The following is a 25,085-nucleotide window of genomic DNA, read 5'->3' as shown; positions in this document are numbered from 1 at the left end:
GCACAGGGGGCCAGCGATCAACCCGCCGTGCGCCGGACCAGTCGCTCCCTTTCCACCGGATCCACCGCGGCCGCGCAGGCAGCGGCAGCCAGCCCGAAGGACGCGTCGAGGATTGCCAGGTCTGCGCCCGCGGAGGCCCCAAAGGCCGCGAATCCGGCAGTGTGGTGGGCGGCGCCGCGTACCTCATAGCCCACCATGGGGTGGATGCTCGGCACTGCCCGGGAGACGTTTCCCATGTCCGTGGAGGCCACGGGGGCTGGGTCGATTGAGACCCTCCTACCCCGGCTTTCCATGGCTGTGCGATAGGCGGCGGAAAGGAATGCGTCCTGGTTGAGCTCCGCGTAGTCATTGCCGTGCTGGGTAACCTGGAGCGTGCAGCCGCTCGCCAAAGCACCGGCTTCCAGGCAGCGCCTGGTTTTCTCTTGGATGATCCTGAGTTGATCGATGCTGGGTGCCCGCACTTCGATGCTGGCGCGGGCACGGTCGGGGATCACATTCACTGCGCTCCCCCCTTCGGTAACAATCAGCGACACGACGGAACCCGGGGGCAGTTGCTGCCGGGCGTATGCGACGGCCGTTTGGGCGATCATCAACGCGTCGAGGGCGTTGACGCCGTCCCACGGAGAGGCTGCGGCGTGGGCGGGCAAACCTTCGTACAGCACGTCCCACATGCCCATGGCCAGTGAGGTCCCGCCCACTACGTCGCTTGCCGCAGCGTGCGCCATCATGGCCAGCGATACGTCACTGAAGAAGCCCTCCTCAAGGAGGTCCACCTTTCCGCCGGTGGTCTCTTCGGCGGGAGTTCCCAGGACCTTGACGGTGATGCCTGCCTCGTCCGCGACGGCAGCCAGGGCCAACGCTGCGCCCATGGCACTGGCGGCGTTCACGTTGTGTCCGCAGGCGTGCCCGATCGCGGGAAGGGCGTCGTACTCGACGCATAGAGCCACCACCAGGTCCCCGGTTCCGTAGCGGGCGCTGAACGCCGTCGGCTGTCCCGGCTGAACGGCGTCGAAGGTGAATCCGGCCTTCCGCAGCAGCTTCCGCACGCGCTTCGCCGCACGGAACTCCTGCCCGCCCGGTTCCGGATCGGCGTGGATGGCATGACTCAGGTCAAGGAGGTCCGCCTTCCAGCGTTCCACTGCTTGGCCCAGTTCCGCTCTCAAGTCGCTTAGGGTTGCAAGCACGACGGCGGTACCCGGCTGGACGCCTCCAACTCCGGTACTCATGGGGTCACCTCCCCGGCGGCACGCTTGGGGTACCGCGCACTCGCCACCGCTGCGATGAGGGCGGCAACAGCGAGCGCGCCCCAGATGCAGAACAGCCCTGTTTGGGAGATATGCCCGGACTCCACAAAGGCCGACGAGATCAGCTTCACCACCGCGGCCCCCACGGCGATCCCCACGGACAACCCCAACTCGTTGAGCCCTGCCGCCGTCGAGGTTTCCTCCAGGGGGACGCCTTCCACGGAAAGGGCACGCGTGCCCGCCTGGTACATACCCAGGCTCACGTTGAACAGTGCGAAGCCGGCGCAGTAGCCCGGGAGTGACGCGTGGCCTGCGGCCATGAGTGCGAATCCGCCCGCCAAGACCAACCCCGCCGCCACGAGGGTGGCGCGTTCCCCGAACTTCCGCATGGCCTTGGCCGTCAGCAGTGAGGACACGAGGGACAGTACTGATGCCAGCGCCAGGACAATGGCGATCATGAGCGGGCTCAGTGCAAAGCCGTAGCCCGACTTTTCCGGAGTTGAATGCAGGAAGATGCCGTTGGTGCCGAAGTAGCTGATGGAAGCGAATCCGAAGAAGAAAGTGGCCAGCGAGATGGTCCGGATGCGCGGGTTGGCCAGCATCCTCAGGTCCATGAACCGCTGGCCCGATCCGGCCCTGAAGTCGCGCCGGGCCCAGTAGCCCAGAAGGAGCAGGCCCAGCAGTCCGGTGCCAACGGTGCGGAGATCCAGCCAACCCCATTCCGGTGCCATCGAAAGTGCCACAACAAAGCCAATCAGGCCCAGCGAGCAAGCCAGCAACGGCGCAAGGGCGATTCCCTCACGTGTCGGGATCCCGGCGTCGGGCAGGACGAACGAACTGACCAGCGCGAGCAACGCGAACGGGACAGCAACCCAGAAACCCAGCGTTGGTTCGGTGACGCCCACAATCCCGGCAAGCAGCCCACCCGCCCCTACCATGATCATCAGCATGCCGATCATGACACTGACGCCCGTGCGGGTGTGGCTTGGGCTGCTGACGCGGAGGATGCCCATCATGAGCGGGATGAAACCCACCACGCAGGTCAGCATCACAACGCCAACAGTCACGGTCCATAGCGACGGCCACAGTGCCATCGTCAGTACACCGACCGTCACGATCGCGGTGGAACAGCGCAAAACCAGCCGGTATCCGTAGCTGTCGCCGAGCCGGGAAATGATGGGCGTGAGCACGGCAAAGCTCACGTTGGAGATCAGGAAGATGCCGTTGATGGTGGGATCGTCGATCTCGAACACCGGTCCCAGCGCCGGAAGGATCGGGTTGAGGTAGCCCTGTGTGACGCCGCTCAGTGATTCGATCAGCGCCATGGCCAGGATCATCCCGGCGATGGTCCTGCGCGCTATGGCCTCTGTAGCGGGAGGAGCTGTGTTGCTTGCCATGTACGTCCTAGTGTCGTGAGGTGGGTGATGCGAGTCACAACGTTAGGTTCAGCGACTACACTTGCTCTGAAATTGTTCGAATTAGCTATCCTCGGAGCAGTCATGCACGAATTAGCCATGATCGCTGAGCTGGACCTCGAAATCGTGAATGCCCTGCAGATCAATCCGCGGGCCGAATGGAGCAGGATCGCGGACGCCTTGGGGCTCTCCGCCCCTACCGTTGCCCGGCGCTGGAACATCTTGGCCGAACAGGGATTGGCGTGGATCACGCCCTCACCGGGACAGCGCTACCTCAGCGCCGGGTGGTCGGCGTTCATCCAACTGTCCTCAATGCCTGGCGAAAGCGAGGCCTTGATCCAGCGGCTGTGTGCTGAACCCGCATTCGGCACTGTCTCGATGGTCACCGGCTCGCACGACATCTTCATGGATTGCTTCGCGTCCAGCCACGAGGAACTCATGGACATCGTCACGGGATCCTTTCCCAGGCTGGCGGGCATCACCGATCGGGAGGTCGTCTTCGTTACCAAGCTCTACCGACAGGCCTCGGAGTGGCGCAGCGGAACCCTCGAACCAGCGCGGGCGCGGCTGGTTTCCACGGAATCCAGATCAGCACCGGCAGGATACTCGCCGGATCCCTTGGACGCCGCTCTCTTGGAAGAACTCGCCAACGACGGTCGCGCCAGTTGGGCAGAACTGGGTGCCGCTTGCGGCGTTTCACCACAAACCGCACGGCGCCGGGTGGAGCGGTTCCTCGCGGCCGGCTACATGACGCTGAGGTGCGATTCCTCCACCGCAGCGAACAGGGGCCTGCGGGAGGTGACGCTCATGCTCAACGTTCCGGCGCAATACGTTGACGATGTTGGCCGTTACTTCGCGACGCAAACGAACTGCCGGCTGAGCGCCCAGGTCCTTGGTACACAGAACCTGGTGGTCACCCTTTGGGTACGGGATTACTTGGAAGCCCAGGCCTACGAACGCGACCTTGCCGAACGGGCGCCAGGAAGTTCGGTGATCTCACGGCAAGCGGTGGTCCGGACCTACAAACGGCTGGGCCACCTTCTCGATGAGTCCGGCCGAAGCACGGGCGTTGTACCGCTGCCGCTGTGGACGGCACAGTGATTCACAGGAACGGCGCCGCTGAAAGCGGCGAATGAAACGATAGTCTGATGCCATGTGGGCAACAGCCCGCTGCACGGTTAAAGAACAATGGACCCGACTGCAATCGGGTCCCTGTTCAGAGCAGTGCGCTCATTGATGCGGTAAAGAGGGCCATAACCTCAAAACGCCACGTCTTGAGTTTATGGCCCACGCACCGTCAACGCAATATTCAGTTGCCCGACGGCGCGCCGCGTCCTGTTCCAATCGGAGGAGGTACCGGCATGACTTCCAAGCGGAAACGCAAGGAGCCATGGGGCGCCTGGAACCTGGTTGTCAACGTCATACGACTCGTCGTTGATGTTGCCCGCTGGTTCTGGCACAACATCCCGTAGGGAAACGGAGGTCGCCAGTCAGTGTGCTGGCGGCCTCCGCCTACTGGAAGAACGTCGGTGGGTCGCTCTGGACGGCTCGGCGAAACACCGGCAGGATCGTTGCCATGACTACCTCCATTTTTGTGAACCTGCCTGTCAGCGATCTTGAGGCGTCCAAGGCGTTCTACACCGCCCTTGGCTACTCCATCAACCCGAATTTCACGGATGAAACCGCAGCCTGCGTGGTCTTCAGCGACACGATCTACGCCATGTTGCTCACGCACGCGAAGTTCAGTGAGTTCACCAAGCAGCCCATCGCCGATACGCAGAACTCGACGGCGGCCATCGTCGCCCTTTCGGCGGACAGCCGCGAAGCCGTGGACGAGTTGGCCAACAAGGCGCTCGAAGCCGGCGGCTCGGAAACCTACGACGCCCAGGACCTCGGCTTCATGTACAGCCGCGCTTTCCGGGATCTCGACGGCCACCACTGGGAGGTCCTGTGGATGGACGAAGCCGCAGCACAGGCCGGACCTCCGGAGAACTGATCCACACGACCACGTTGTGGCGCCTACGTAGCCCTAGCCGAGCATCAGGGCCAGGATTCCCAGCACGACGGCGATCAGCGGCGTGATGCCCTGCGTGGTGGCGGCGCGGAGGTACTTCCGCCCGCTGGCCGCGAGGACCAGCGCAGCGAGCAGCATGGAACCACACGAGCTGAAAACGAGGGTCCAGCCCACCTGCGTCGCACCGGCCCAGACGGCGATGATACCGATCAGCGCACCGATGGCCAGGAACAGGTTGTAGAAACCCTGGTTGTAGGCGAGCGGCTTGGTGGTTTCGGCGTCGGCCTGCGAGGTGAGGCTGAACCGCTTCCACGTGGCTGGCTTGGTCCAGGTAATGGACTCCATGATGAAGATGTACACGTGCAGCAGGGCCGCAATCAGGGCAAAAATCAGGGAGGCCAGGATCATGTGTTGATCCTAGCCTCCCTGTTTTTCTGCCAACTGGACTTAGGCGCTGAGCAACTCCAGCGTGGCGTCCGCGAAGCCCGCTGCCGAGGAGTTCCAATGTGCCAGCAGGCCCTGCAGGTTCTCGCCGTCAGCACGGTGACCTGCGGTTTCGGACTCGAGCGTGGACAGGATGCCCGTGCGGAGCTCGGTGTTGAAGTTCACCTTGCCCACGCGCAGGGACGGAGCCTTGGCCAGCTCATCGGCCGGGATCCCTGAAGCACCGTGGAGCACCAGCGGAACGTCCGTCCGGGATGCTACGTCCTGCAAAACGTCCCAACGGATGTTTGGCTCGCCCTTGTACTTTCCGTGCACGTTCCCCACCGCGACGGCGAGCAGCTGCGCGCCGGTGCGCTCAACGAAGTCCGCTACCTGCGAAGGGTCAGTCAAACCCGCGACGGAAGTGCCGGCGTCGTGCGTGTCCACCGCGGCGCCGAACGCTTTGTCCTCGTCGCCGGCCAGGCCGCCAAGTTCCGCTTCAAGCACGACGTCGGTGTGACCGGAAGCGTCCAGCATGGCACGGACTTCGCGAACCAAAGCGATGTTTCCCTCGTAAGGCAGCGATGAACCGTCGGCCAGGACGGCGTCCGCACCGGCGGCAACGGATTCCCGGATCACGGCAAGGTCCGAGGCATGGTCCAGCTGGACCGAGACGGGAACAGTCGCTGCATCGGCCAATCCGCGGAGGGCCGCGATGAGCCGCAGGCCGTTCCGGGTGGACGCGGTCTTCGGTGCCACCAGCAGGATGGCGCCAAGCCGGGCTTCCTCCGCCGCCGACACAACGGCCAGCGCAGTGGTGAAGTCGTAGCAGGTGAACGCCGGGACTGCCGAGCCGGAGCCGAGGGCTGAAGAGACCAGTTGATCGAGTGCAACACGCATCAGTGGGCCAGGCCTCCCACCAGGATCCATGCAACGTAGGTGAGCACGAAGCCGGCCAGGCCGAGGATAGTGGTCAGGACGGTCCAGGTCTTGAGGCCATCGGAGACTGTGAGGCCGTAGTAGCGGATCACGGTCCAGAAGCCGGCGTCGGTCACGTGGGACAGGCCGAGAGCACCAAAGCCGATGGCGATCACGATCACGGCAATCTGTGCGGGCGAGTAGCCACCCTCCATCACGGCGGAGGTGAGGAGGCCCGTCGTCGTCACGATGGCTACGGTGGCAGAACCCTGGGCGGCGCGGAGGGCGAGGGAGATGATGAAACCGAGCACGATCACCGGGAGGCCAAGGCTGTCCAAGGTGTGGGACAGGGCGGCGCCAATACCGGAGGTGCGGAGGACTTCACCGAACACGCCGCCGGCTGCGACCACCATCAGGATCGACGCGATGGGGGGCAGGGAGCCCTCGAAGATCTCGCCGGTTTCCTTGAGGGACCAGTGACGGCGCACAGCCAGCAGGAAGAAGGAGAGCGCCACAGCGACGAGGAGCGCGAAGAACGGGTTGCCGATGAACGATGCGACGCCGTACCAGTAGTTGTCCTTGGCAATGGTCAGCGTGCCGACGGTGCCGAGGAGGATCTGGACGATCGGAGCGGCGATCAGGAACATGATGAGGCCGGGACGCGGCGGAGCGATGGCACGGGCGCCGGGGCCGTCGTGGCCTACGTGCACCAGTGAGTCGGAACCGAACTCGTCCACCTGCTGCTTGACGCCGGGAAGGAGCTCGTAATCCTTGCGGTTCATGATGCTGGCAACCCAGTAGGACAGGAAGCCGAGCGGAATGCAGATGATCAGGGAAATCAGCGTGATGAGTCCAATGTCGGCACCGAAAACGCCGGCGCCGGCAACGATGCCCGGGTGCGGCGGAACAGCCACGTGGATGGACAGCATGATGCCGGCCATGGGCAGGCCGAACTTGATGGGGTGGACGTTGGCGATCTTGGCGAAGGCGTAGACGATCGGGACCAGGACGATGACGCCCACTTCGAAGAAGACAGGAATCGCTACGAGGAAGCCGACAGCGGTGAGGGCAATGGCGACGCGCTTGGCCCCAAGCTTCTCGGTGAAGTGCGTGGCCAGCGACTGGACGCCGCCCGAAACCTCGATCATGCGGCCAAGGATGGCGCCGAGGGCAATAAGCAAGGCAACCTTGCCCATGGTGCTGCCAACGCCGTTGGTCACCACCGTGAAGATGTCCTTGAGCGGAATCTGGGCGGCAACACCAACCAGGATGCTCACGGCAAGGAGGGCCACGAAGGCCTGGATCTTGAAGCGGATGATCAGCACCAGCAGCAAGGCGATGCCCGCGGCGGCGATGGTCAGCAGCAGCGGAGTACCCAGCTCCACTGCGGGCTTGATGGCGGGCGCGTCGGCCGCACGAACCATCAACGAGTTAATGAGGGGATTCATTTGGGGAGTGTCTCCTTTGACATACCAGTCTAGAAGACCGGCGAAAAGGGGCGACGACGGCGAAGGGGGGACCGCCGTCGTCGCGGGTTTTACTGGGGGTGCTTAGGCAGTGCGCTTGGCGGGCGCGACGACCTTGATGACGGCGGAGTCGTCGGCGGCGGCGAGGCCCTGGGCCTGGCCGAGGAGGTAAAGCTGTTCAGCTGCGGCGGCCACAGGTGCGGCGAGGCCGGCGGCGCGGGTTGCCTTGCCCACGATGCCCATGTCCTTGACGAAGATGTCCAGGCGGCTGAGGACCTCGGCGCCGTCTTCGGTGTAGGCCTCCAGGATGCGGGGGCCGCGGTTGGAGAGCATGAACGAGCCTGCGGCACCGGCTTCGAGGGCGGCGAGGGTCTTCGCCTGGTCCAGGCCGAGGGCGTCAGCGAGGGCCATCGCCTCGGCAGCGGCGGCGATGTGCACGCCGCACAGGAGCTGGTTGACGGTCTTGAGGGCCTGCCCGTCGCCGGGCTTGTCGCCAACGATGCTCAGGGTGGAGGCCAGGAGCTCCAGCGCGGGGCGGGCCTTTTCGAGTGCACCCGGCTCGGCGCCGACAACGATCAGGAGGTCGCCTTCGCCGGCCCGCTTCGGCCCGCCGGACAGCGGCGCGTCCACGAGTGCCACACCGTATTCGGCCAGCTTTGCGACCGTGGCCGGGATGGCTTCCGTGCCGACAGTGCTGCCCAGGATCACGACGGCGCCCGGCTTCAGTACCGAAGCGACGCCGTTCTCACCGAAGAGGACATCGTTGAGTTGCTCGCCGTTACGGACAGCGAGGAGCAGCGCGTCAGCGTCCTGCGAGGCTTCGCGGGCGGAACCGAAAGTCTTGATGCCGGCCGCTGCCGCGAGGTCCAGGCGGGCCTCGGCGATGTCGAAGCCGTGCACGGTCAGCTCGGACGCCAGGCGGGTAGCCATGGGCAGGCCCATGGCGCCGAGGCCCAGGACGGTGATGGTGTAGTTGCTGCTGGTCATGGTGTTCTCCGTTGAATAGGGCCCACGCTTGCCGGGTTCCCTGGCCGAGCTTGCGAGGTTAGGGGGCAGGTGGGGATTAGAAAGTGGCGCTGAGTTTGCGGGTGACCTGGGCGAGGGACTGGTCGTCGCCAACATTGCCCGCGAAAACGATGTACGGGATGCCCTTCGCCGGGCCGTCCACCGGTTCCCAGAGGGAGACGATGCCAGGGAGCATGGGGCCGCGGACGATTCCGTGGCGGATTTCCAGGCCGTGGGCCGCAACGTCGGATGACGTGATGCCGCCCTTGGCGATGACGAACCGCGGCGGGAAGGTCTTCAGGGTCCGGTTCACCACGGACACGACGGCGGCCGAGACCGTGCGGGCGATCTTCAGGCTCGCTGCGGGATCGTCGGTCTTGATGAGCAGGCGGCTGGTGTGGACGATCACGTCGCCTTCGCGGAGGGCGTCAACGACGTCGGACACGACGGTGCCGATGTAGGCGTCACCTCCTGCGGTCAGCAGTTTCTCGACATCGATCTCGATGGTCCGGGCGCTGCTGTGCTCCTTGGTGAGGACGTTGAGCTGGCGCGTGGTCAGGCCCACGTGGGAGCCGACGACGATCAAGCCGCCGGCTGTGGAGGGGGTGTTGCCTTCGTAGGCCTCTTCGCCGGTGAGGGCTTCGCGGATGTCCTGGCCGATGCGGCCGCGGACGAACGGCGGGCCCACCCGGTAGAGGAGGTTCTTGCCGCGGCGTTCTGCTTCTTCCAGGCCCAGGGCGAGCGCACGGAAGTCGTTCTCCGTGACGATGTCGGCCACGATCGGGGTGGAATCGGTGGCGGACTCGATGGCGTCGGCGATGGCCTTGGCCGAAATGGCGGGATCCTGTGCCGAGGCGCCTGCACGGATGATGTTCAGGTCCAGGACAATGACGTTCTCCGCGGAGAAGCGTCCTTGCGACTTCTCCTCCACATACTTGGCCATCTCGGAATTGGCGAAGCCGAAGGACGCGTCCTTGGCGAACTCTGTCTCAGCCACCGGGGTGAGCGCACCGGCGTTTTCTCCGGAGGCCCGCATGTAGTGCACCCCGCCGATGGTGACGCGACCGGCGTCGGGGAAGGCCGGAACGATCACCACACCGTCGGTGCTTTCACCGGTTTCCTTGGCGACGGTGGCGGCGATGACATCCGGCTCCAGCGGGTAGTGGCCGCGGAGGGTCGAGTCGCTGCGGCTGACGAAGCCCAGCTTCACGGTCCCGGCGGCTGCGGCGAGGGCGTTGCGGACGATTTCTTCGTTCCGGGCGGCCGCCTCTGCCGGGTCCAGGCTGCGGGTGTTGGTCAGGACGTACACGGCCGGCTTGGTCTGCTGTTCGCGGATGTGGGTGAAGGCCCACGTGAAGTCCTCAACGTCCCAACAGGTCAGCACCGCGAGGTCGGCGACGGACTGCGTACCGGTGGGGTCGTCATCCAGGACAACCAGGATTTTTGCTGTTTCGGCAGAGGACGCTGCAACGGCGTCGGCCACGAGCTGCGCGGGAATCTGGACTTCCGCGGGGAAAGCGGCCAGAACATCGGCTTCAAGGATCACGGGACACTCCATCGTGGGAAATCTGTGTGGCAATTTTGTGAATGTAAGATGTCAGACATCTAACATTTGAATGCCAGTGTGACACACGGCTACTGACTGCGCAAGGTGCCTCGCGTCACTACGCTGGAACCATGGCTGCATCCTGCTTTATGGACGTGCGGACGCCGGACAATCCCGCGCCGGATCAGACTCCCGCGGTGTTGATCCACGGCTGGGCCTCCGGTTCGGTCTATTGGGAACCGCTGGCGTCGTTACTGCTCGACGCCGGGCGGCCGGTTTGGATCGTGGACCTGCCTGGGTACCACTCGGGGGACGCATTGCCCGCCGGATTCGAGTGGACCCTTGACTCCGCCGCGGTTTCTATGGCTGCACTGGTCGAGGCCAAGTCACGCGGGCCTGTGCACCTGGTGGGCCACTCGATGGGTGGAAGCATCTCGCTCACGCTGGCTGCGGCCAGGCCGGAACTCGTTGCCACAGTGTCCCTCGTAGGCATGGTGCCGGCGCCCCAAAACGAGGGTTTCCGGCAGCTTCTCGAGTCACAACTGGAACAGGGCTTTTTTGACGAAAGAACCCGCGCCAAGCTCATGGACGCCTGGTACGGGGACCTCGCCGCGGAGGACAGGGAGTTGCTCGGCAGAGGATTCGACGTTCCCTTCCCGGTGCTGGCCGCGAGCGCGAAGGCGGCCATGACCGGCGTCGAACCTTCAGTACCCGGGCGGGTGCAGGCACCACTGCTGGTCATCGCCGGATCCAGTGACCGGGTCCGGTCCATGGCGCAGATGGAGGCGTTCGTAGCAGAGGGGCCCAAACGGCGACTGAAGCCGGTTCCCAGGGCGGGCCACAACGTTCACTGGGAGCAGCCGGGTGAGTGCGCAACGACTTTGAGTGAATTTTGGAGAACAAGCTGGCCACCGCCAGCGTAATATGTCTGACAACCATTCCGCCGGGAAGGAAGATCCTTCAGGCGGACGGTCTGGAGTACAGAAATGGGGACTACATGGCGCGCAAGTCGCTGGTCGGCGTCGTTGCTGATGAGCTGCTGGACAGGATCGTTGCGGGCGAATTCCCGCCGGGGACCCTGGTCCCGGGCGAGCTTGAGCTCAGCGCCAAGCATGAGGTGAGCCGCATGACTGTCCGCGAGGCCATGAAAACCTTGGAAGCGCAGCGCATCCTCAGCGTCGAGCGGGGCCGCGGAACGTTCGTCAATCCGCTCAACCAGTGGGCTTCCTTGGAAGCCGTCCTTAGGGCAGCGTCTGAAGGAACCAAGGACGCGGAAGCAGCAGTCCAGCTCATCGAGCTCCGCCGCATGCTCGAAACCGGCGCGTGCGAACTTGCCGCCGAGCGAATCTCGGACCAAGACCTTGCCATCCTCGAAGAACACGTCGAGAAGATGCAGGCCGCGCACGAAGTCAACGACGTCGCCGGCTTCGTGGAGGCCGATCTGGCGTTCCACGACGTCATCCTGCACGCCTCCGGGAATGTCTTCGTCGCCGTGTTGTTTGAACCCCTGCACCGTGTCCTGGAAGCCCGCCGCACGGAGACGTCCGCTGTCCCGGAGATCCAGAAGCACGCGATCGGCCACCACCGGAAGATCGCGTCGGCCCTTGGCTCCCGGAACCCGCACGACGCCCGCCTGGCCATGGATGCCCACATGCAGCAGACCCTGGACGACCTGAAAACGTACGTGCTGGAGGCGTAGCACCCACAGGACGCCTTAATTGTTGGGTGCAATGGATTTAAATCCTGCATGTACAAGGCCCCTGGAGATCCCTGATTTTCAGGGCAGAATCGCGCCATGCTCTTAATTGTTGGCGACGTCGTTCGAGAATTCTGCGCGTAAGATCACTTGAGTTTCCCGGGTTCCGTTCAGCTGCACTGTTGTGCGCCTGAGCGCACAATAGTGTTCCTCGGTATCGCAGGTCAGCGGCGCAGGCTTTCCGAGGGCAGCTCGCCGAATGTCTGCAGGTACAGCGCCGAGAACCGGCCCTGATGCGTGAAGCCGCACAGTTCCGCGATTGCCGTGACCGTCTGGTCCCGCGGATCGGATTCCAGGAGCATTTCGCGGGCACGGTCCAGCCGGATTGACCGCAGCAACTCCGACGGCGAGGCGCCGGTTTCCGCGCGCAGGGCAGTCTGCAGCGTGCGCACTGAAACACCCAGGCACTCAGCGATGTCCGGCACAGTCAGTTCCTCGAACGCGTGGCGCTCCAGGAGCTCCCGGCACTCACGGACGAGCCGGCTTTCGGACTCAACATCCCTTGGCGCCGGTTCAGCGGGCGGCTCCATGGCCATCAGCAACCGCGACATCATACTGTCGGCCAGCAAGCCCTGCACAAACACGGGCGCCGCGGCCTGCGGCTTACTGATGAGGTCGTCGTGAAGTTCGACGACGGACCTCAGGAAAGCCCTGCCGGCTGCGGTTGTGAGGTCCATGGCGTAGCCGAGCCCGCCTTGCGGTTCCGAGCCACCGTTGAGCGACAGGGCTACCCGTTCCAGGGCGGTCCGGCGTACGTACACGATCAGGTGCGGACTTCCGTTATCCCAGGACATGGAGAAGGGCCGGTCGATCGGCGGGACAGTGGCCATCCTTGGACTGGAGTCCACGGTGACGGTTCCCACCTGCATGGACGCATGCCCCGCCAAGGGAATCTGGACCAGATGGAAGTCCTGCAGACCCTCAGGCTCAATCCGTACATCAGCGCCGTAGTCCAGGAACTCGATACCCACGTCCCCGCGATGCAGGGAGCGCAGCTTCATATCCACGGCAGACTTCCTGGTCCGCGGCGCGAGCTCATGGCCGCAGAAAAGTTCAGCAACTTTCTGGTGCGCCTCATCGACGTCCGTGATGGCCGTCGGCCGCCCGCGCAGGACGTCGCGGGGAAGGATCCTCACCATGTGGCACCTACTTACGGGGTCTTTTCGCAGCTTTTCGCTTTCCGGATGATCCCCACGCCAAGTGGATATTCCTTCTGTCAGCCGCTGCCTAAAGTCGCTCTTAGAACAAGTATGACGTACGTCATATTTCCGCAACAGCACCGGAGGGAGGTGAGACCCGTGAAGAACATCAAATTGGTCCACGATCGGCGCCAGGAGTGGGAACGGCACTTCGAGGAGTGGGAACGCCAGCTCCACCAGCAGGACACGCGACTGACGGCGGCACCGTGGGTGGGATGGGTTGAAGAGACCGACGAACAGTATCCAGGCGACTGATTCCACAACCCTGCGCATTCCGGATGATCCCCGCGCAACGCGGATATTCCCGGGCCGCATCGGCTCCCTAGAGTCTCTTTCAGGGCGGATATGACCCACGTCATAGTCCCGCATCAGCACAATCCACAAAGGAGAGGGTTTGGCCATGTCAGGACTCGAAGGCAGGACGGCAATCGTCACCGGCGGAGCAACCAAGGTGGGCCAAGGCGTGGTCACCTCGCTGCGGGATGCAGGAGCCACTGTGGTGGTTGCCGACATAAACCCCGACGGCGGCACGCTCACCAAACAGTTGGGCGACCGCATTCACTACTCCCACACGGACATCACCGACGACACCGCCATCCAGGAGCTCATCGAGGAGACCGTGGCGATGCACGGAAGCCTGGACATCCTGGTGAACCTCGCGTGCACGTACAACGACGACGGCGCAGGCTCTGGGCGGGCCGACTGGCTCGAGGCCCTCAACGTCAACCTGGTCAGCGCAGTGATGGCCGGCAACGCTGCCCGCCCGCACCTCAAGAAGTCCGGCCACGGCGTGATCATCAACTTCACGTCCATCTCCAGCTCTGTTGCCCAAACCGGCCGCTGGCTCTACCCGGCCAGCAAAGCCGCACTCGTCCAGGTCACGCGCAGCATGGCCGTGGACTTCGCAGCCGACAACATCCGCGTCAACTCGGTGAGCCCGGGCTGGGTGTGGAGCAACATCATGGATTCCCTCAGCAATGGGAACCTCCAAAAGACAGACTCCGTCGCAGCCCCGTTCCATGCCCTCAAGCGGGTAGGCCGGCCGCATGAGGTGGGTGACGTCGTCGCGTTCCTCGCAAGCGACCAAGCCAGCTTCGTGACCGGTGCCGATTGGGCCGTTGACGGCGGCTACTCGGCCCTGGGTCCCGAGCGGGCCGAAGAAGCCATTCCCCTCTTGGCCGCCGACTGAACACCAAGCTTCACCGAACAGCTCCGAAGAACGTCCCACTACACAGAAGGACAGAACTATGACGCAACGCCACATCACCATCGTCGGCGCAGGCCAGTCCGGCCTTCAGCTGGGCATTGGCCTGCTGGACGCCGGATTCGCAGTGACCACCATTTCCAACCGCACGCCGGAAGAGATCCGGGACGGCAAAGTGGCCTCAAGCCAGTGCATCTTCCACAATGCCCTGGAGCACGAGCGGGCCCTGGGCCTCGACTTCTGGCCGGACGCACCCACAGTGGACGGCATCTCGTTCACCATCCCCCACCCCGAACTTCCGGGTGAAAAGGCCATCAACTGGGCCTCAAGGCTGGACAACCACGCCAAGTCCATCGACCAGCGCGTCAAGTTCCCCAGGTTCATGGAGGAGTTCACCAAGCGCGGGGGCGAATTGGTGTTCGAGGATGCCGGCGTTGCAGACCTGGAACGCTACGCGCTGAACTCCGCACTGGTCATCGTGGGCGCGGGCAAGGGTGAGATCGCCCAGCTCTTTACGCGCGACGCCGAGCGCAGCACCTACGACGCCCCGCAGCGCGCGCTTGCGCTGACCTATGTCACAGGACTGAAGCCCCGCGAGGAGTACTCCGCCGTTTCCTTCAACCTCATCCCTGGCGTGGGCGAATACTTCGTGTTCCCGGCCCTCACCACCACCGGTCCCTGCGAGATCATGGTGTTCGAAGGCGTCCCCGGCGGCCCCATGGACTCCTGGAAGGGGCTCTCGCCGGAGGAGCACTTGGAGAACTCCAAGAACATCCTGAAGACCTTCCTCCCCTGGGAGGCCGAACGAGCCACGGACGTGGAATTGACCGACCCCAACGGCGTCCTGCAGGGCCGTTTTGCCCCCACCGTCCGCCACCCGATTGCCACACTCCCCAGCGGCAGGCAGGTACTGGGCCTGGCCGACGTCGTGGTTTTGAACGATCCCATCACCGGGCAGGGGTCCAATAACGCGAGCAAGTGCGCGGCGTCGTATCTGGACAGCATCGTCAAGCATGCGGGCGCCTACGATGCCGCGTTCATGCAGGCAACCTTCGAGCGGTACTGGGATTACGCGCAGCACGTTGCCCAGTGGACCAATGCGTTGCTGGCTCCTCCCCCGCCGCACGTCCTGGAACTCCTGGGCGCAGCCAACCAAGCCCCGGAAATCGCCCACCGCTTCGCCAACGGCTTCAACCACCCGCCGGAATTCCAGGAGTGGTTCATGTACCCGGACAAGGCCGCGGACTACCTCGCGAGCCTGCAAGCGGCAAAAGTTTAATAGCACGCCCCTGCTAACAAGGACTCACCATGCGCACTATTGCAATCATCGGGGCCGGCGAATCCGGCGCCCAACTGGCTTTGGGCCTGCAGCGGCAAGGCTATTCCGTCACGCTGTACTCGGATCGCTCGGCGGCCCAAATCCGCACCGGAAAGGTCATGTCCAGCCAGTGCATGTTCTCCACCGCACTCGACGCCGAGGCGCAAATGGGCACGGCGGTCCAGGGCTCCGAAGCGCCGCAGATCGGCTCGATCCGTTTCCGCGTGGAAGGCGGCGACTCCATCGAGTGGGAGGCTCCGCTGGACGGACCGGCCCGCTCCATCGACCAGCGCATCAAGAGTGCCCACTGGATCGAGCGGTTCGTGGCCAATGGAGGCGACTTCCGCATCGAAAAGGTCACGCCGCGCATGCTCGAGGAGCTGTCCCGGGACTACGAGCTGGTCATCGTCAGCACGGGAAAGGGCGAAATCGGCCAGATCTTCCCGCGGGACAAGGCGAAGTCGCCGTTCGATCGCCCGCAGCGGGTCCTCGCGCTGAACTACGTCACCGCTGATGGAACGAACGACGGCGGTGCCGCCGCCATCCGGATGTCCATGGCGCCGGGAGTGGGTGAGTTCTTCACCTTCCCGGGGCTCACGGTATCCGGCCCCTGCCGCATGATGGTGTTCGAGGGCGTGGTGGGCGGCCCCATGGACTGTTGGACCGGCGTCGTAAGTCCTGAAGAGCAGCTTGAGCGCTCGCTGCAGATCCTGCGCGACCATTTCCCGCATGAGGCCGCCGCGTTCCAGGACGCCAAGCTGACCGACGACGGCGCCACGCTCCTGGGCCGCATCACACCTACGGTTCGGTCCGCCGTCGGGGAGCTGCCGAACGGCAGCCTGGCCTTCGGACTGGGCGACGCCGTAGTCCTCAACGATCCCCTGACGGGGCAGGGCTCCAACAATGCAACGCTGGCGGCCAAGTACTACCTCGATTCAATCCTTCGCCGCGGCCCGCAGGCTTTCGACCGTGAATGGATGGAGCGGACGTTCGACGAGTTCTGGCGGGGGTGGGGCCAATGGTCGGTGGCCTGGACCAACGATCTCCTGAAGCCACGGCGCGACCACCAAGTGACTCTCCTGCGCGAGGCCGCGGAGCATCCGTCCCTGGCGGCCAGCATCGTGGCCGGCTTCGACGATCCGCGGACGTCGTACCCATGGTGGTTCGATCCGACGGCTGCCGCCGACTTCATGCAGGCCCGAAAGGAAGAGGATTCCTCGGTCTTCGATGTCCGTGACTTCCGCAGTGCACTGGGCCAGTTCGCCACCGGCGTCACCGTGGTCACCACCGTGACGCCCGACGGCCGCAAAGTGGGCATGACAGCCAACTCGTTCACCTCCGTTTCCATGGAACCACCGCTGGTCCTGTGGTGCCCCAGCAAGCGGGCTCCCAGCCTGGGTGACTTCGAGGAAGCCTCGCATTTCGCCATCAACGTACTGGCCAGCGACCAGCACGTCCTCTCGCGGCAGTTCGCCACGCCGGCTACGGACAAGTTCGAGGGCGCGTCTACCTCCGAGGGCATCGCGGGCGTTCCGTTGCTTGACGGAGCGGTAGCAACATTCCAGTGCCGCACGGTGTCGCGCCACGATGCCGGCGACCATGTGATCTACGTTGGCGAGGTAGAGAGATACAACAGCGACGGCGGCGCTCCCCTGGTGTTCCACAGCGGCAAGTACCACGCCACCGCCAGCCACCCCGACTTCTGAGAGGCGTTGATCCATGAACGACGTTGCCATCATCGGCTCCGGCATCAATTCCCTGGTGGCCGCCGCGGAACTGGCACTGGACGGGAAGAAAGTTTGCCTGATCGAGCAGGCCGACCGTCTCGGGGGCTTCATCCACTCGGGCGAACGGACGCTGCCCGGGTTCATCCACGATTCCTTTTCCTCCTGGCACCCGTTGTTCGTCTCCGGCGGAGCCTACGCCGCTTTGGGTTCCGAGCTGCACAAGCGCGGCTTGGAATACTGCAACACTTCCGGTCCAATGACGGCCTCCGTCGCTGCGGATCCAGCCTCCGGAGAACACCGTGTGGTCATCGCCCACAGGGATCCTGCCGAGACAGCGAAAGCGTTCAAGGAACCGCGGGACCAAGCGGCCTACCTGGCCATGTTGGATGACTTGGGCCAGCACTCCGGCACTGTTTTTGGGGCCTTCGGGGCCGAGCTCCGTTCCTTCAAGGACCTGGCGAAACTGGCGTTCGGCGCGTGGCGGAGTGTCCGGATCAAGGCCAACGAAGCGTTCGTAAGGGACTCTGTGATGAGCGGCCGGAATTACGTGCGGAGCCGCTTCGATGGCTGGGAGACCGACCAGCTCTGGTCCCCTTGGCTGCTGCACGCAGGGCTCGGCCCGGACCAGGCCACGGGAGGCGTCATGCTGCCGGTCATGGCGATGAGCATGCATGGCTTCGGGTTGCCCGTAGTGAAAGGCGGCGCCTCACGGTTCGTTGCGGCTTTCGAATCCCTGCTGCGCGATAACGGCGTCCGGATCATGCTGGGTGCCGAGGCCCAGGAAATCCTCTCGGCGTCCGGCTCGGTGACAGGGGTGCGGACCTCGCAAGGCATCGTCCAAGCGGCGACCGTGCTGGCCAACGTCTCGCCGCAGGCCCTCTACACGCGACTCCTGCCCAGCGCCCCCGAAGACCTCGCCACTGCAGCCAACAGGTACCAGAACGGCCGCGGTGCCATGCAGATCCACCTTGCCTTGGACAAGCCAGTGACATGGCTGGATCCACGGTTGAATGAGGTTCCGCTGGTCCATGTGAGCACCGGCTCGGACAGTACCGGTATTGCGTGTGCACAGGCGGAAGCAGGGCTGCTGCCTTTCGCGCCCACCATCGTGGTCGGCCAGCAGTGCGTCCTGGATCCGTCCAGGGCCCCCGAGGGCAGGGCAACGTTGTGGCTGCAGCTCCAAGAGGTTCCGTTCTCGCCGATTGGAGATGCGGCCGGGGAGCTGTCAGTGGCAGACGGCTGGACTCCCGAGCTCAAGGCTGGCTACCTCCGCCGCGTCCTGGAACGGCTGGAGGAGTTCGCGCCTGGCCTCAGCGCCAGGGTCCTGGCCTCCGACGTCATCGCACCGACCGACCTCGCAACAGCCAACCCGAACGCCGTGAACGGCGACCCGTACGGCGGTTCAGCCGAGCTCTTCCAGAACCTGCTCTGGCGCCCGTTCCCGCAGGCCGCGGGGCATCATACCCATATCAAAGGACTCTGGCACATCGGGGCTTCGACGCATCCCGGCCCCGGCTTGTCCGGCGGTTCGGGGCATCTGGTTGCCCAACGCCTGAAGTCCAAATCGTCCAAGAACACCACGCGATAGGAGAGAACAATGTCTGTTCTGGCCGGGCTTACCGCAGCCCTTTCCCAGGGTTCGGTGGAAATCATCGACCTCACCACCCCGCTCAGCTCCGAAACACCCATCCTGAACCTGCCGCAACCCTTTGCGAACACTGTCGGTTTGTCGGTTTCTCCGGTGAGCAATTTCGACGACGCCGGCCCGGCTTGGGCGTGGAACGACGTCACCGTGGGCGAGCACGCCGGGACGCACCTGGATGCCCCGGTCCACTGGATCACGGGCAAGGACGGAAAGTCCGTGGATCGGATCGAACCGCACCGCCTGGTGGGGCCGCTGGTGGTGATCGATAAGACCGCCGAGGCTGCCGCTGATCCGGACTTCCTCCTGGAACCCGAGCACTTCGAGCAGTGGCAAGCCGAGCATGGGCTCTTTCCGGAGAACTGCTGGGTGATTTTCCGGAGCGGTTGGGCGGCCCGGGGCTCAGACGCTGCGGCTTTCGTCAACGCGGACGACGCCGGTCCCCACACTCCCGGGGTGTCTGCGGCGGGTGCCAAGTGGCTTGCGGGCAACGCTTCGATCAGCGGTTTTGGTGTTGAAACCGTGGGTATCGACGCGGGACAGGCAGGTTCCCTGGACCCGATGTTCCCGGTCCATTCGTTCCTCCTGGGCGCGGACAAGTACGGCGTCACCTCGCTGCGGAACGTGGACCGCCTGCCGGTTACGGGTGCCACGCTGGTGGTGGCTCCCTTGCCCATTGTGGGCGGCACGGGCAGCCCGAGCCGGGTGTACGCGCTGGTAGAAAAGGGCGCGGTGGACAACAGCGCGGTGGAGCAGGCATGAGCGGCGAGCCGGACGTGACCGGACAGGTCAGGGTTTCCACGCTCGTCGGGCGGACGCTGGCGAAGCTCGGCGTCGGGCATGTTTTCGGGGTGGTGGGCAGCGGCAACTTCGATGTCACCAGCACCCTCATGGCCGAGGGCATCCCCTTCACGGCGGCCCGGCACGAAGGCGGCGCCGCCACCATGGCCGACGCCTACGGGCGGATGTCCGGGAAAGTTGGCGTGGTCACCACACACCAGGGCTGCGGACTGACCAACGCCATCACCGGTGTGGGCGAGGCAGCGAAGAGCCGCACGCCCATGATCGTGCTCACCGCGGATACCCAGGCCGCAGCTACGCGATCCAATTTCAAGATCGACCAGGATGCACTGGCCCGCAGCGTCGGCGCCGTCGCCGAACGGATCCACTCCCCTGCTTCCGCGATTGCGGATACGGTCAGGGCGTTCCGGACCGCAGTCAACGAGCGGCGCACGGTGGTCCTGAGCCTGCCGCTGGACGTCCAAAGTGCCACCGCCGCTGACGAGGTGGGTGCCGTCGTCGTACCCCAACCGCTCAAGGTGCGGTCGGACGCTTCGCTGATCCAGGAACTGGTGGGACTGATCGCTGCGGCGGAGAGGCCCGTGTTCGTGGCCGGCCGTGGCGGGAGGGGCGCACGTGGGGAGGTCCTGGCCCTGGCACAGCACGCCGGTGCCCTGGTGGCGACCTCGGCCGTGGCAAGCGGCCTCTTCAACGGCGATTCGCACAACCTCGGGATTTCCGGGGGCTTCTCCTCGCCGCTCACGGCGGAGCTGATCAGCGGCGCGGACCTCATTGTTGGTTGGGGGTGCACGTTGAACATGTGGACCATGCGGCACGGGAGGTTGATTTCGCCGGGCACCAAGGTGGTCCAGGTCGACGTCGAGGACGCCTCGCTGGGTGCCAACCGGCCCATCACGCTGGGAGTGCTGGGCGATTCGGCGCTGACCGCAGCCGATGCGCTGGCGGTCTTGCGGTCCGTCCAGGCGGAGCCGGTTGAGAAGTACCGCACGGAAGAGAACGCCCTGGCCATCAAGCAGGGCTCACGGTGGCGGGACGTGGAAACCCCGGACCTGTCGACTCCCACGCGGATTGACCCGAGGGTCCTGAGCCGGGAACTGGATTCGTTGCTGCCAGCCGAGCGGATCGTGTCCGTGGATTCGGGCAACTTCATGGGCTATCCCAGCCAGTATCTGGCCGTGCCGGACGAGTTCGGGTTCTGCTTCACGCAGGCATTCCAGGCAATCGGGCTGGGCCTGTACACAGCAATCGGCGCGGCCGTGGCGCAACCGGACCGGCTGCCTGTGCTCGGCGCGGGCGATGGCGGGTTCCTCATGGGCATCAGCGAACTCGAAACCGCCGTGCGGATGAAGCTGCCACTGGTGTGCATCGTCTACAACGACGCCGCGTACGGCGCCGAAGTCCACCACTTCGCCGGGCATCACTCCGAAGCAGACCTGGCCAGCGTGGTGTTCCCCGAGACCGACATCGCCGCTATCGCGCGGGGGTTTGGGGCGGACGGGGTGACCGTCCAAACTAAAAGTGACCTGGCCGCCGTCGAGCCCTGGCTTGCAACCTACCGCGCCGGAACACAAACCAAACCACTCATCATCGACGCCAAGATCGCCTCCGACGGCGGATCCTGGTGGCTGGCCGAGGCCTTCCAAGGCCACTAACGCCCCGGGTGCCCAACTGGGGGACAGCACCTGTCGCTATGGGCACTCATAGCAACGTGTGCTGTCCCTACTTGGGATCGTTACGCGTCCACTTCCGTGTTCACGATGTAAACGTCGCACGGAGCGCCGTGGGCAACGCTGTTCGCGATGCTGCCCAGGACGCGGCCCAGGCCCTTCATGCGCTTGTTGCCCACCACGATCAGGGTTGCCTTGTTCGTCTCGGCGTAGTTGATCAGCGCGCTGGCCGGGTTGCCGCGGGCGGCGAAGTACTTGACCTTGCCTTCCGGAACATCGAGTTCCTCGGAGACTTTGCGGGCAACGTACTCGGCGGAGTCGGCCGAGGAAACGGTGATCCGGTCGCTGCCGCTGCCGAATTCCTCGATGCGGTCATCGGAGAACCCGCTGACCACATGCAGCTCGCCTCCTAGCGCGGTAGCCATCTTCGCCGCGGCAATGGCCGCCCGCTTGGCCGTTTCGCTGTTGTCAACGCCGACAACGATCACTTCTGACATGAGTGCTCCTCATTAATGGTTCGGGTGGTGCTCCGGTGGTGCTCCAAGAAAATCTACACGCGTTCGCCACTTGCCGGGATCCCTTTGTTTACGGTCGTGTCCTGCCGGGTAGGGGTAGTGGTATCGGCTCAAGCAAAACCGATCTCAAGGGAAGGCAAAATCATGGCAGGGCAATCATTCAATCCGAAGACGGCGATCGTCACGGGTTCGGATTCCGGTATTGGCCGGGCCACGGCCGTTGCGTTGGCCACGGCAGGCATGGATGTCGGAATCACCTGGCACACGGACCAGCAAGGCGCCGAAGACACAGCGCAGGAGGTCAGGAACCTGGGGCGGAAGGCCGCAGTGCGGCGCGTGGACACCACCCAGGTTGCGCAGACTGCGGAAGCGATCGAGGAGCTCGCGGAGGAACTCGGTGGCGTGGACGTCTTCGTCAACAACTCCGGGACCGGTGACGGAACCAAGTTCCTGGAACTCGATTATGAAACCTGGATGTCAACGCTGGACACCAACCTCAACGGTGCGTTCGTGGCCATGCAGGCAGCTGCCAGGCGCATGGTCCAGGCTGGCCGCGGCGGGCGCATCATCGCAGTGACCAGCGTCCACGAGTTCCAGCCGCGGGTTGGGTCTTCCGCCTACGATGCGTCCAAGCACGGACTGGGCGGGCTCATCAAGACCATGGCCTTGGAACTCGCGGAGCACGGAATCACGGCCAATAACGTGGCGCCCGGGGAAATCGCCACCCCCATGACCGGCCAGACGGACCAGGATCCCCACCAGGAGGAGCGTCCGGGCGTGCCCTTGGGACGGCCGGGCGATGCCCGCGAAATCGCCGCCGTCATTGCCTTCCTGGCGTCCCCGGCTGCGAGCTACGTCAACGGCGCATCGTGGCCGGTGGATGGCGGAATGCTACAGATGGGACCCCAGGCAGGCTCGCACATTACGAGCAATGAATGGCGCGAAAGCTAAGCCCGAAAGATCTCTGGCCGCACGAAGATCCGTGGGCTAGTCTGCATGAACGGCCTGCCTGGCGGGCCGGATTTTCCGAAGGATTCAGTGACGATGATGAGGAGCACCATGGCTGGCCACACGTACAGCGTTTCCGAAATTGTAGGAACTTCCACCGAGGGCGTCGACGACGCCATTAAGAACGGCATCGCAACCGCCTCCCAAACCCTGCGGAACCTGGATTGGTTCGAAGTGAAGGAAATCCGCGGCCACCTCGAGGACGGTGCCGTGGCCGACTGGCAGGTCACCATCAAGCTTGGCTTCCGTTTGGAACGCTGAGGCAACCTCCGCGAGTTGCCAGTTAGTGCCAATGTTTCACGCGGACATTGGCACTAACTGTCATCCCGGCGGGCGGGTTCGGGTTGGAGCACCTCCGCGGGCCGGGCCTCGCCAAAGCTGCTCAGCAGCGTCAAAGCGTCCGACGACGGCGAACCGGCCTTAGCGGAATACACCCTCAGGTGCTGGTCGGCGTCGTCCGGGAGACCCAGGGTTTCAAAGTTCAGTTCGAGGTCGCCCACCAGCGGGTGGTGCAGCCTGACGGTGCCGGCCGAGCGCGTGGCAACCCGGTGCCCTGCCCACCATTGGCGGAAATGTTCGCTGTGGACGGCGAGTTCACCCACGAGCTGGTTGGTCTGGGGATCGTTGGGGTGGCGTCCCACATCCATCCGCAACGAACCCACAGCCTCGGCCGCCACGGTCTTCCAATCACGGAACAACGTTCCTGCCCGTGTGTCGAGGATCAGCCAGCGCGTCAGGTTGCGCTCCGCGGAAGGCAAGGAAGTGAAATCCGTAAACAGCAGGTTTGCCATGCGGTTGGCAGCCAGGACGTCAGTCCGGCGGCCCAGGACCATGGCCGGGACATCGCCCACGGCATCGAGCAATTGCCGGATCGCCGGACGTACCTTCTGCACCGGACCCGGGCCAGCTGCAGAATTAGCGCAGTGGGCCAACAGGTCCATCATGTGCGCCTGCTCCCCTGCATCCAGGCGGAGGGCACGGGCCACGGAATCGAGGACAGCCTTGGACGGATGGATATTCCGGCCCTGTTCCAGCCGCGTGTAGTAGTCGGTGCTGACCCCGGACAACCTGGCAACTTCCTCGCGGCGAAGGCCCGGAACCCTGCGGGAGCCTGTGGAACCCAAGGCGCCGGCGTCCTCCGGAGACAGGCGAGCACGCATGACTTTGAGGAATTTTCCGAACTCGGCGCTTTGACCCATCCCTCCATTCTGCCCGCGTCCCCGGCCGCGAGGCCACCATTTTGGGTAGGACTGCCAGACCTAGGAAAAACAGGATCACGCAGCGGGGCTGACTCACGGATGAAATCTGCATAGGCTCAGTACAGAGCCCATTGAAAACGCTTTCTGGAATCGCGGCTTACCTGAATCATTCGAAGGAGACTTTCATGCCAGAGCTGACCTTGAACAACGGCGTCACCATCCCGCAGCTCGGATTCGGCGTCTTCCAGGTTCCTCCCGGAGAAACGCAGAAGGTGGTGGAAGACGCGCTTGAGGCCGGGTACCGCCACATCGATACGGCCGCCGCGTACCGGAACGAGGCAGGCGTCGGCGCGGCCATCGCGGCCTCCGGCATTTCCCGCGAGGAACTCTTCATCACCACCAAGCTCCGCAACGGCGAGCAAGGCGAAGCCTACGACGCTTTCCAGCGAAGCCGGGATGCCTTGGGCCTGGAAGTGGTGGACCTGTACCTCATCCACTGGCCCGTCCCGTCGCAGGGGCTGTTCACCCAGGCATGGAAGGAGATGGAGAAGCTCCACCAGGACAAGCAGATCCGCGCCATCGGTATCTCCAACTTCCTTGCAGACCACGTGGACACCCTGCTCAAGGAAGCCGATGTGGTTCCTGCAGTGAACCAGATCGAACTCCACCCAACGTTTCAGCAGGCCGACCTGGCAACGAAGTGCCGCGGCCTGGGCATCGCCGTGGAAGCCTACAGCCCGCTGGGCCAGGGCAGGGACTTGAACGCCGAGCAAGTGGCCCTGGTTGCGGCCGCCCATGAGACCACCCCGGCACAGGTCATCCTGGCGTGGCACCTCGCCCAAGGCACCATAGTGATCCCCAAGTCCGCGGACTCGAACCGCATGCGCGAGAACCTCGGGGCAGCAGACCTGAGCCTCACAGAATCCGAATTTGCCGCCGTCACCGCACTGGAGGCGGGCGCCCGCATCGGTTCCGATCCCGCCGTCGCCGCTTTCACACAGTTCTAGAGAGAAGGACG

At 64.4% G+C, this 25,085-nt stretch carries 24 protein-coding genes; 14 read left to right on the top strand and 10 right to left on the bottom strand.

What is annotated here, in order from left to right; genetic code table 11:
* Nucleotides 1-17: 17 nt before the first annotated feature.
* Together ACIPV6_RS05865 and ACIPV6_RS05860 are read right to left on the bottom strand one after the other, a co-directional pair.
* Entirely contained in the window at nucleotides 18-1,226 is a 1,209-nt protein-coding gene (locus ACIPV6_RS05865; protein WP_400269968.1) for a M20 family metallopeptidase, read from the bottom strand.
* Complete coding sequence (locus ACIPV6_RS05860; protein WP_400269967.1) at nucleotides 1,223-2,641, bottom strand: MFS transporter; 1,419 nt, start codon at nucleotides 2,639-2,641, stop codon at nucleotides 1,223-1,225. The genes ACIPV6_RS05865 and ACIPV6_RS05860 overlap by 4 nt, the downstream gene beginning before the upstream one ends.
* A gap of 102 nt (nucleotides 2,642-2,743) precedes the next feature.
* Here ACIPV6_RS05860 and ACIPV6_RS05855 point away from each other — a divergent pair, with 102 nt between their 5' ends.
* Both ACIPV6_RS05855 and ACIPV6_RS05850 read left to right on the top strand, forming a co-directional pair.
* Nucleotides 2,744-3,760, top strand: coding sequence for an Lrp/AsnC family transcriptional regulator (locus ACIPV6_RS05855; RefSeq protein ID WP_400269966.1), 1,017 nt, complete (start codon nucleotides 2,744-2,746; stop codon nucleotides 3,758-3,760).
* A 475-nt stretch (nucleotides 3,761-4,235) separates the two neighbouring features.
* Nucleotides 4,236-4,655, top strand: coding sequence for a VOC family protein (locus ACIPV6_RS05850; protein WP_400269965.1), 420 nt, complete (start codon nucleotides 4,236-4,238; stop codon nucleotides 4,653-4,655).
* 33 nt (nucleotides 4,656-4,688) lie between these two features.
* On the opposite strand, the gene ACIPV6_RS05845 is transcribed toward ACIPV6_RS05850, so the two are convergent.
* The 5 genes from ACIPV6_RS05845 to ACIPV6_RS05825 form a co-directional block, all read right to left on the bottom strand.
* Complete coding sequence (locus ACIPV6_RS05845) at nucleotides 4,689-5,081, bottom strand: DUF1304 domain-containing protein (protein ID WP_400269964.1); 393 nt, start codon at nucleotides 5,079-5,081, stop codon at nucleotides 4,689-4,691.
* A 39-nt stretch (nucleotides 5,082-5,120) separates the two neighbouring features.
* Nucleotides 5,121-5,996 carry a class II fructose-bisphosphate aldolase gene (locus tag ACIPV6_RS05840; protein ID WP_400269963.1) on the bottom strand — a complete coding sequence of 292 codons (876 nt, stop codon included), beginning with the start codon at nucleotides 5,994-5,996 and terminating at the stop codon, nucleotides 5,121-5,123.
* On the bottom strand, nucleotides 5,996-7,462 hold the full coding sequence (locus ACIPV6_RS05835) for a GntP family transporter (protein WP_400269962.1): 1,467 nt from the start codon (nucleotides 7,460-7,462) through the stop codon (nucleotides 5,996-5,998). The genes ACIPV6_RS05840 and ACIPV6_RS05835 overlap by 1 nt, the downstream gene beginning before the upstream one ends.
* Nucleotides 7,463-7,564: 102 nt before the next feature.
* Entirely contained in the window at nucleotides 7,565-8,467 is a 903-nt protein-coding gene (locus tag ACIPV6_RS05830; RefSeq protein ID WP_400269961.1) for an NAD(P)-dependent oxidoreductase, read from the bottom strand.
* A 76-nt stretch (nucleotides 8,468-8,543) separates the two neighbouring features.
* Nucleotides 8,544-10,031 carry a four-carbon acid sugar kinase family protein gene (locus ACIPV6_RS05825; RefSeq protein WP_400269960.1) on the bottom strand — a complete coding sequence of 496 codons (1,488 nt, stop codon included), beginning with the start codon at nucleotides 10,029-10,031 and terminating at the stop codon, nucleotides 8,544-8,546.
* 131 nt (nucleotides 10,032-10,162) lie between these two features.
* On the opposite strand from ACIPV6_RS05825, the gene ACIPV6_RS05820 reads away from it, so the two are divergent.
* Complete coding sequence (locus ACIPV6_RS05820; RefSeq protein ID WP_400269959.1) at nucleotides 10,163-10,954, top strand: alpha/beta fold hydrolase; 792 nt, start codon at nucleotides 10,163-10,165, stop codon at nucleotides 10,952-10,954.
* A 74-nt stretch (nucleotides 10,955-11,028) separates the two neighbouring features.
* Nucleotides 11,029-11,730, top strand: coding sequence for a FadR/GntR family transcriptional regulator (locus tag ACIPV6_RS05815; protein WP_400269958.1), 702 nt, complete (start codon nucleotides 11,029-11,031; stop codon nucleotides 11,728-11,730).
* 221 nt (nucleotides 11,731-11,951) lie between these two features.
* Here the strand turns inward: ACIPV6_RS05815 and ACIPV6_RS05810 are convergent, their stop codons facing one another.
* The gene (locus ACIPV6_RS05810) at nucleotides 11,952-12,926 is read right to left on the bottom strand and encodes an AraC family transcriptional regulator (RefSeq protein WP_400269957.1); all 975 of its coding nucleotides are present in this window, start codon (nucleotides 12,924-12,926) and stop codon (nucleotides 11,952-11,954) included.
* A gap of 159 nt (nucleotides 12,927-13,085) precedes the next feature.
* Here ACIPV6_RS05810 and ACIPV6_RS05805 point away from each other — a divergent pair, with 159 nt between their 5' ends.
* The 7 genes from ACIPV6_RS05805 to ACIPV6_RS05775 all read left to right on the top strand — a co-directional run bounded on the left by ACIPV6_RS05805 (nucleotide 13,086) and on the right by ACIPV6_RS05775 (nucleotide 21,330).
* Entirely contained in the window at nucleotides 13,086-13,241 is a 156-nt protein-coding gene (locus ACIPV6_RS05805; protein WP_400269956.1) for a hypothetical protein, read from the top strand.
* Nucleotides 13,242-13,386: 145 nt separating this feature from the next.
* Nucleotides 13,387-14,175: an SDR family oxidoreductase gene (locus tag ACIPV6_RS05800; protein ID WP_400269955.1), complete on the top strand. Its 789-nt coding sequence runs from the start codon at nucleotides 13,387-13,389 to the stop codon at nucleotides 14,173-14,175.
* Between the two features lie 58 nt (nucleotides 14,176-14,233).
* Nucleotides 14,234-15,469 (top strand): styrene monooxygenase/indole monooxygenase family protein, encoded by a 1,236-nt coding sequence (locus ACIPV6_RS05795; RefSeq protein WP_400269954.1) that lies wholly within the window; start codon nucleotides 14,234-14,236, stop codon nucleotides 15,467-15,469.
* A gap of 29 nt (nucleotides 15,470-15,498) precedes the next feature.
* On the top strand, nucleotides 15,499-17,214 hold the full coding sequence (locus ACIPV6_RS05790) for a flavin reductase (RefSeq protein WP_400269953.1): 1,716 nt from the start codon (nucleotides 15,499-15,501) through the stop codon (nucleotides 17,212-17,214).
* A gap of 13 nt (nucleotides 17,215-17,227) precedes the next feature.
* Nucleotides 17,228-18,823 carry a phytoene desaturase family protein gene (locus ACIPV6_RS05785; protein WP_400269952.1) on the top strand — a complete coding sequence of 532 codons (1,596 nt, stop codon included), beginning with the start codon at nucleotides 17,228-17,230 and terminating at the stop codon, nucleotides 18,821-18,823.
* 9 nt (nucleotides 18,824-18,832) lie between these two features.
* On the top strand, nucleotides 18,833-19,639 hold the full coding sequence (locus ACIPV6_RS05780) for a cyclase family protein (RefSeq protein WP_400269951.1): 807 nt from the start codon (nucleotides 18,833-18,835) through the stop codon (nucleotides 19,637-19,639).
* Nucleotides 19,636-21,330 (top strand): thiamine pyrophosphate-binding protein, encoded by a 1,695-nt coding sequence (locus tag ACIPV6_RS05775; protein ID WP_400269950.1) that lies wholly within the window; start codon nucleotides 19,636-19,638, stop codon nucleotides 21,328-21,330. Before ACIPV6_RS05780 ends, ACIPV6_RS05775 begins: the two co-directional genes overlap by 4 nt.
* Before the next feature lie 80 nt (nucleotides 21,331-21,410).
* On the opposite strand, the gene ACIPV6_RS05770 is transcribed toward ACIPV6_RS05775, so the two are convergent.
* Entirely contained in the window at nucleotides 21,411-21,842 is a 432-nt protein-coding gene (locus ACIPV6_RS05770; RefSeq protein ID WP_397325084.1) for a universal stress protein, read from the bottom strand.
* Between the two features lie 162 nt (nucleotides 21,843-22,004).
* Here ACIPV6_RS05770 and ACIPV6_RS05765 point away from each other — a divergent pair, with 162 nt between their 5' ends.
* Together ACIPV6_RS05765 and ACIPV6_RS05760 are read left to right on the top strand one after the other, a co-directional pair.
* Nucleotides 22,005-22,811, top strand: a complete 807-nt coding sequence (locus tag ACIPV6_RS05765) for an SDR family oxidoreductase (protein ID WP_400269949.1) — start codon at nucleotides 22,005-22,007, stop codon at nucleotides 22,809-22,811.
* 108 nt (nucleotides 22,812-22,919) lie between these two features.
* Nucleotides 22,920-23,129: a dodecin gene (locus tag ACIPV6_RS05760; protein WP_011773002.1), complete on the top strand. Its 210-nt coding sequence runs from the start codon at nucleotides 22,920-22,922 to the stop codon at nucleotides 23,127-23,129.
* 53 nt (nucleotides 23,130-23,182) lie between these two features.
* Here the strand turns inward: ACIPV6_RS05760 and ACIPV6_RS05755 are convergent, their stop codons facing one another.
* Nucleotides 23,183-24,067: a helix-turn-helix transcriptional regulator gene (locus ACIPV6_RS05755; RefSeq protein ID WP_400269948.1), complete on the bottom strand. Its 885-nt coding sequence runs from the start codon at nucleotides 24,065-24,067 to the stop codon at nucleotides 23,183-23,185.
* Between the two features lie 185 nt (nucleotides 24,068-24,252).
* On the opposite strand from ACIPV6_RS05755, the gene ACIPV6_RS05750 reads away from it, so the two are divergent.
* The gene (locus ACIPV6_RS05750) at nucleotides 24,253-25,074 is read left to right on the top strand and encodes an aldo/keto reductase (RefSeq protein ID WP_400269947.1); all 822 of its coding nucleotides are present in this window, start codon (nucleotides 24,253-24,255) and stop codon (nucleotides 25,072-25,074) included.
* Nucleotides 25,075-25,085 lie beyond the last annotated feature (11 nt).

It is taken from the genome of Paenarthrobacter sp. NPDC089988 (assembly GCF_044748465.1).
Lineage (GTDB): Bacteria > Actinomycetota > Actinomycetes > Actinomycetales > Micrococcaceae > Arthrobacter.
Note: the sequence above shows the minus strand (reverse complement) of the source record. Positions and strands in the feature narration are given on the sequence as shown.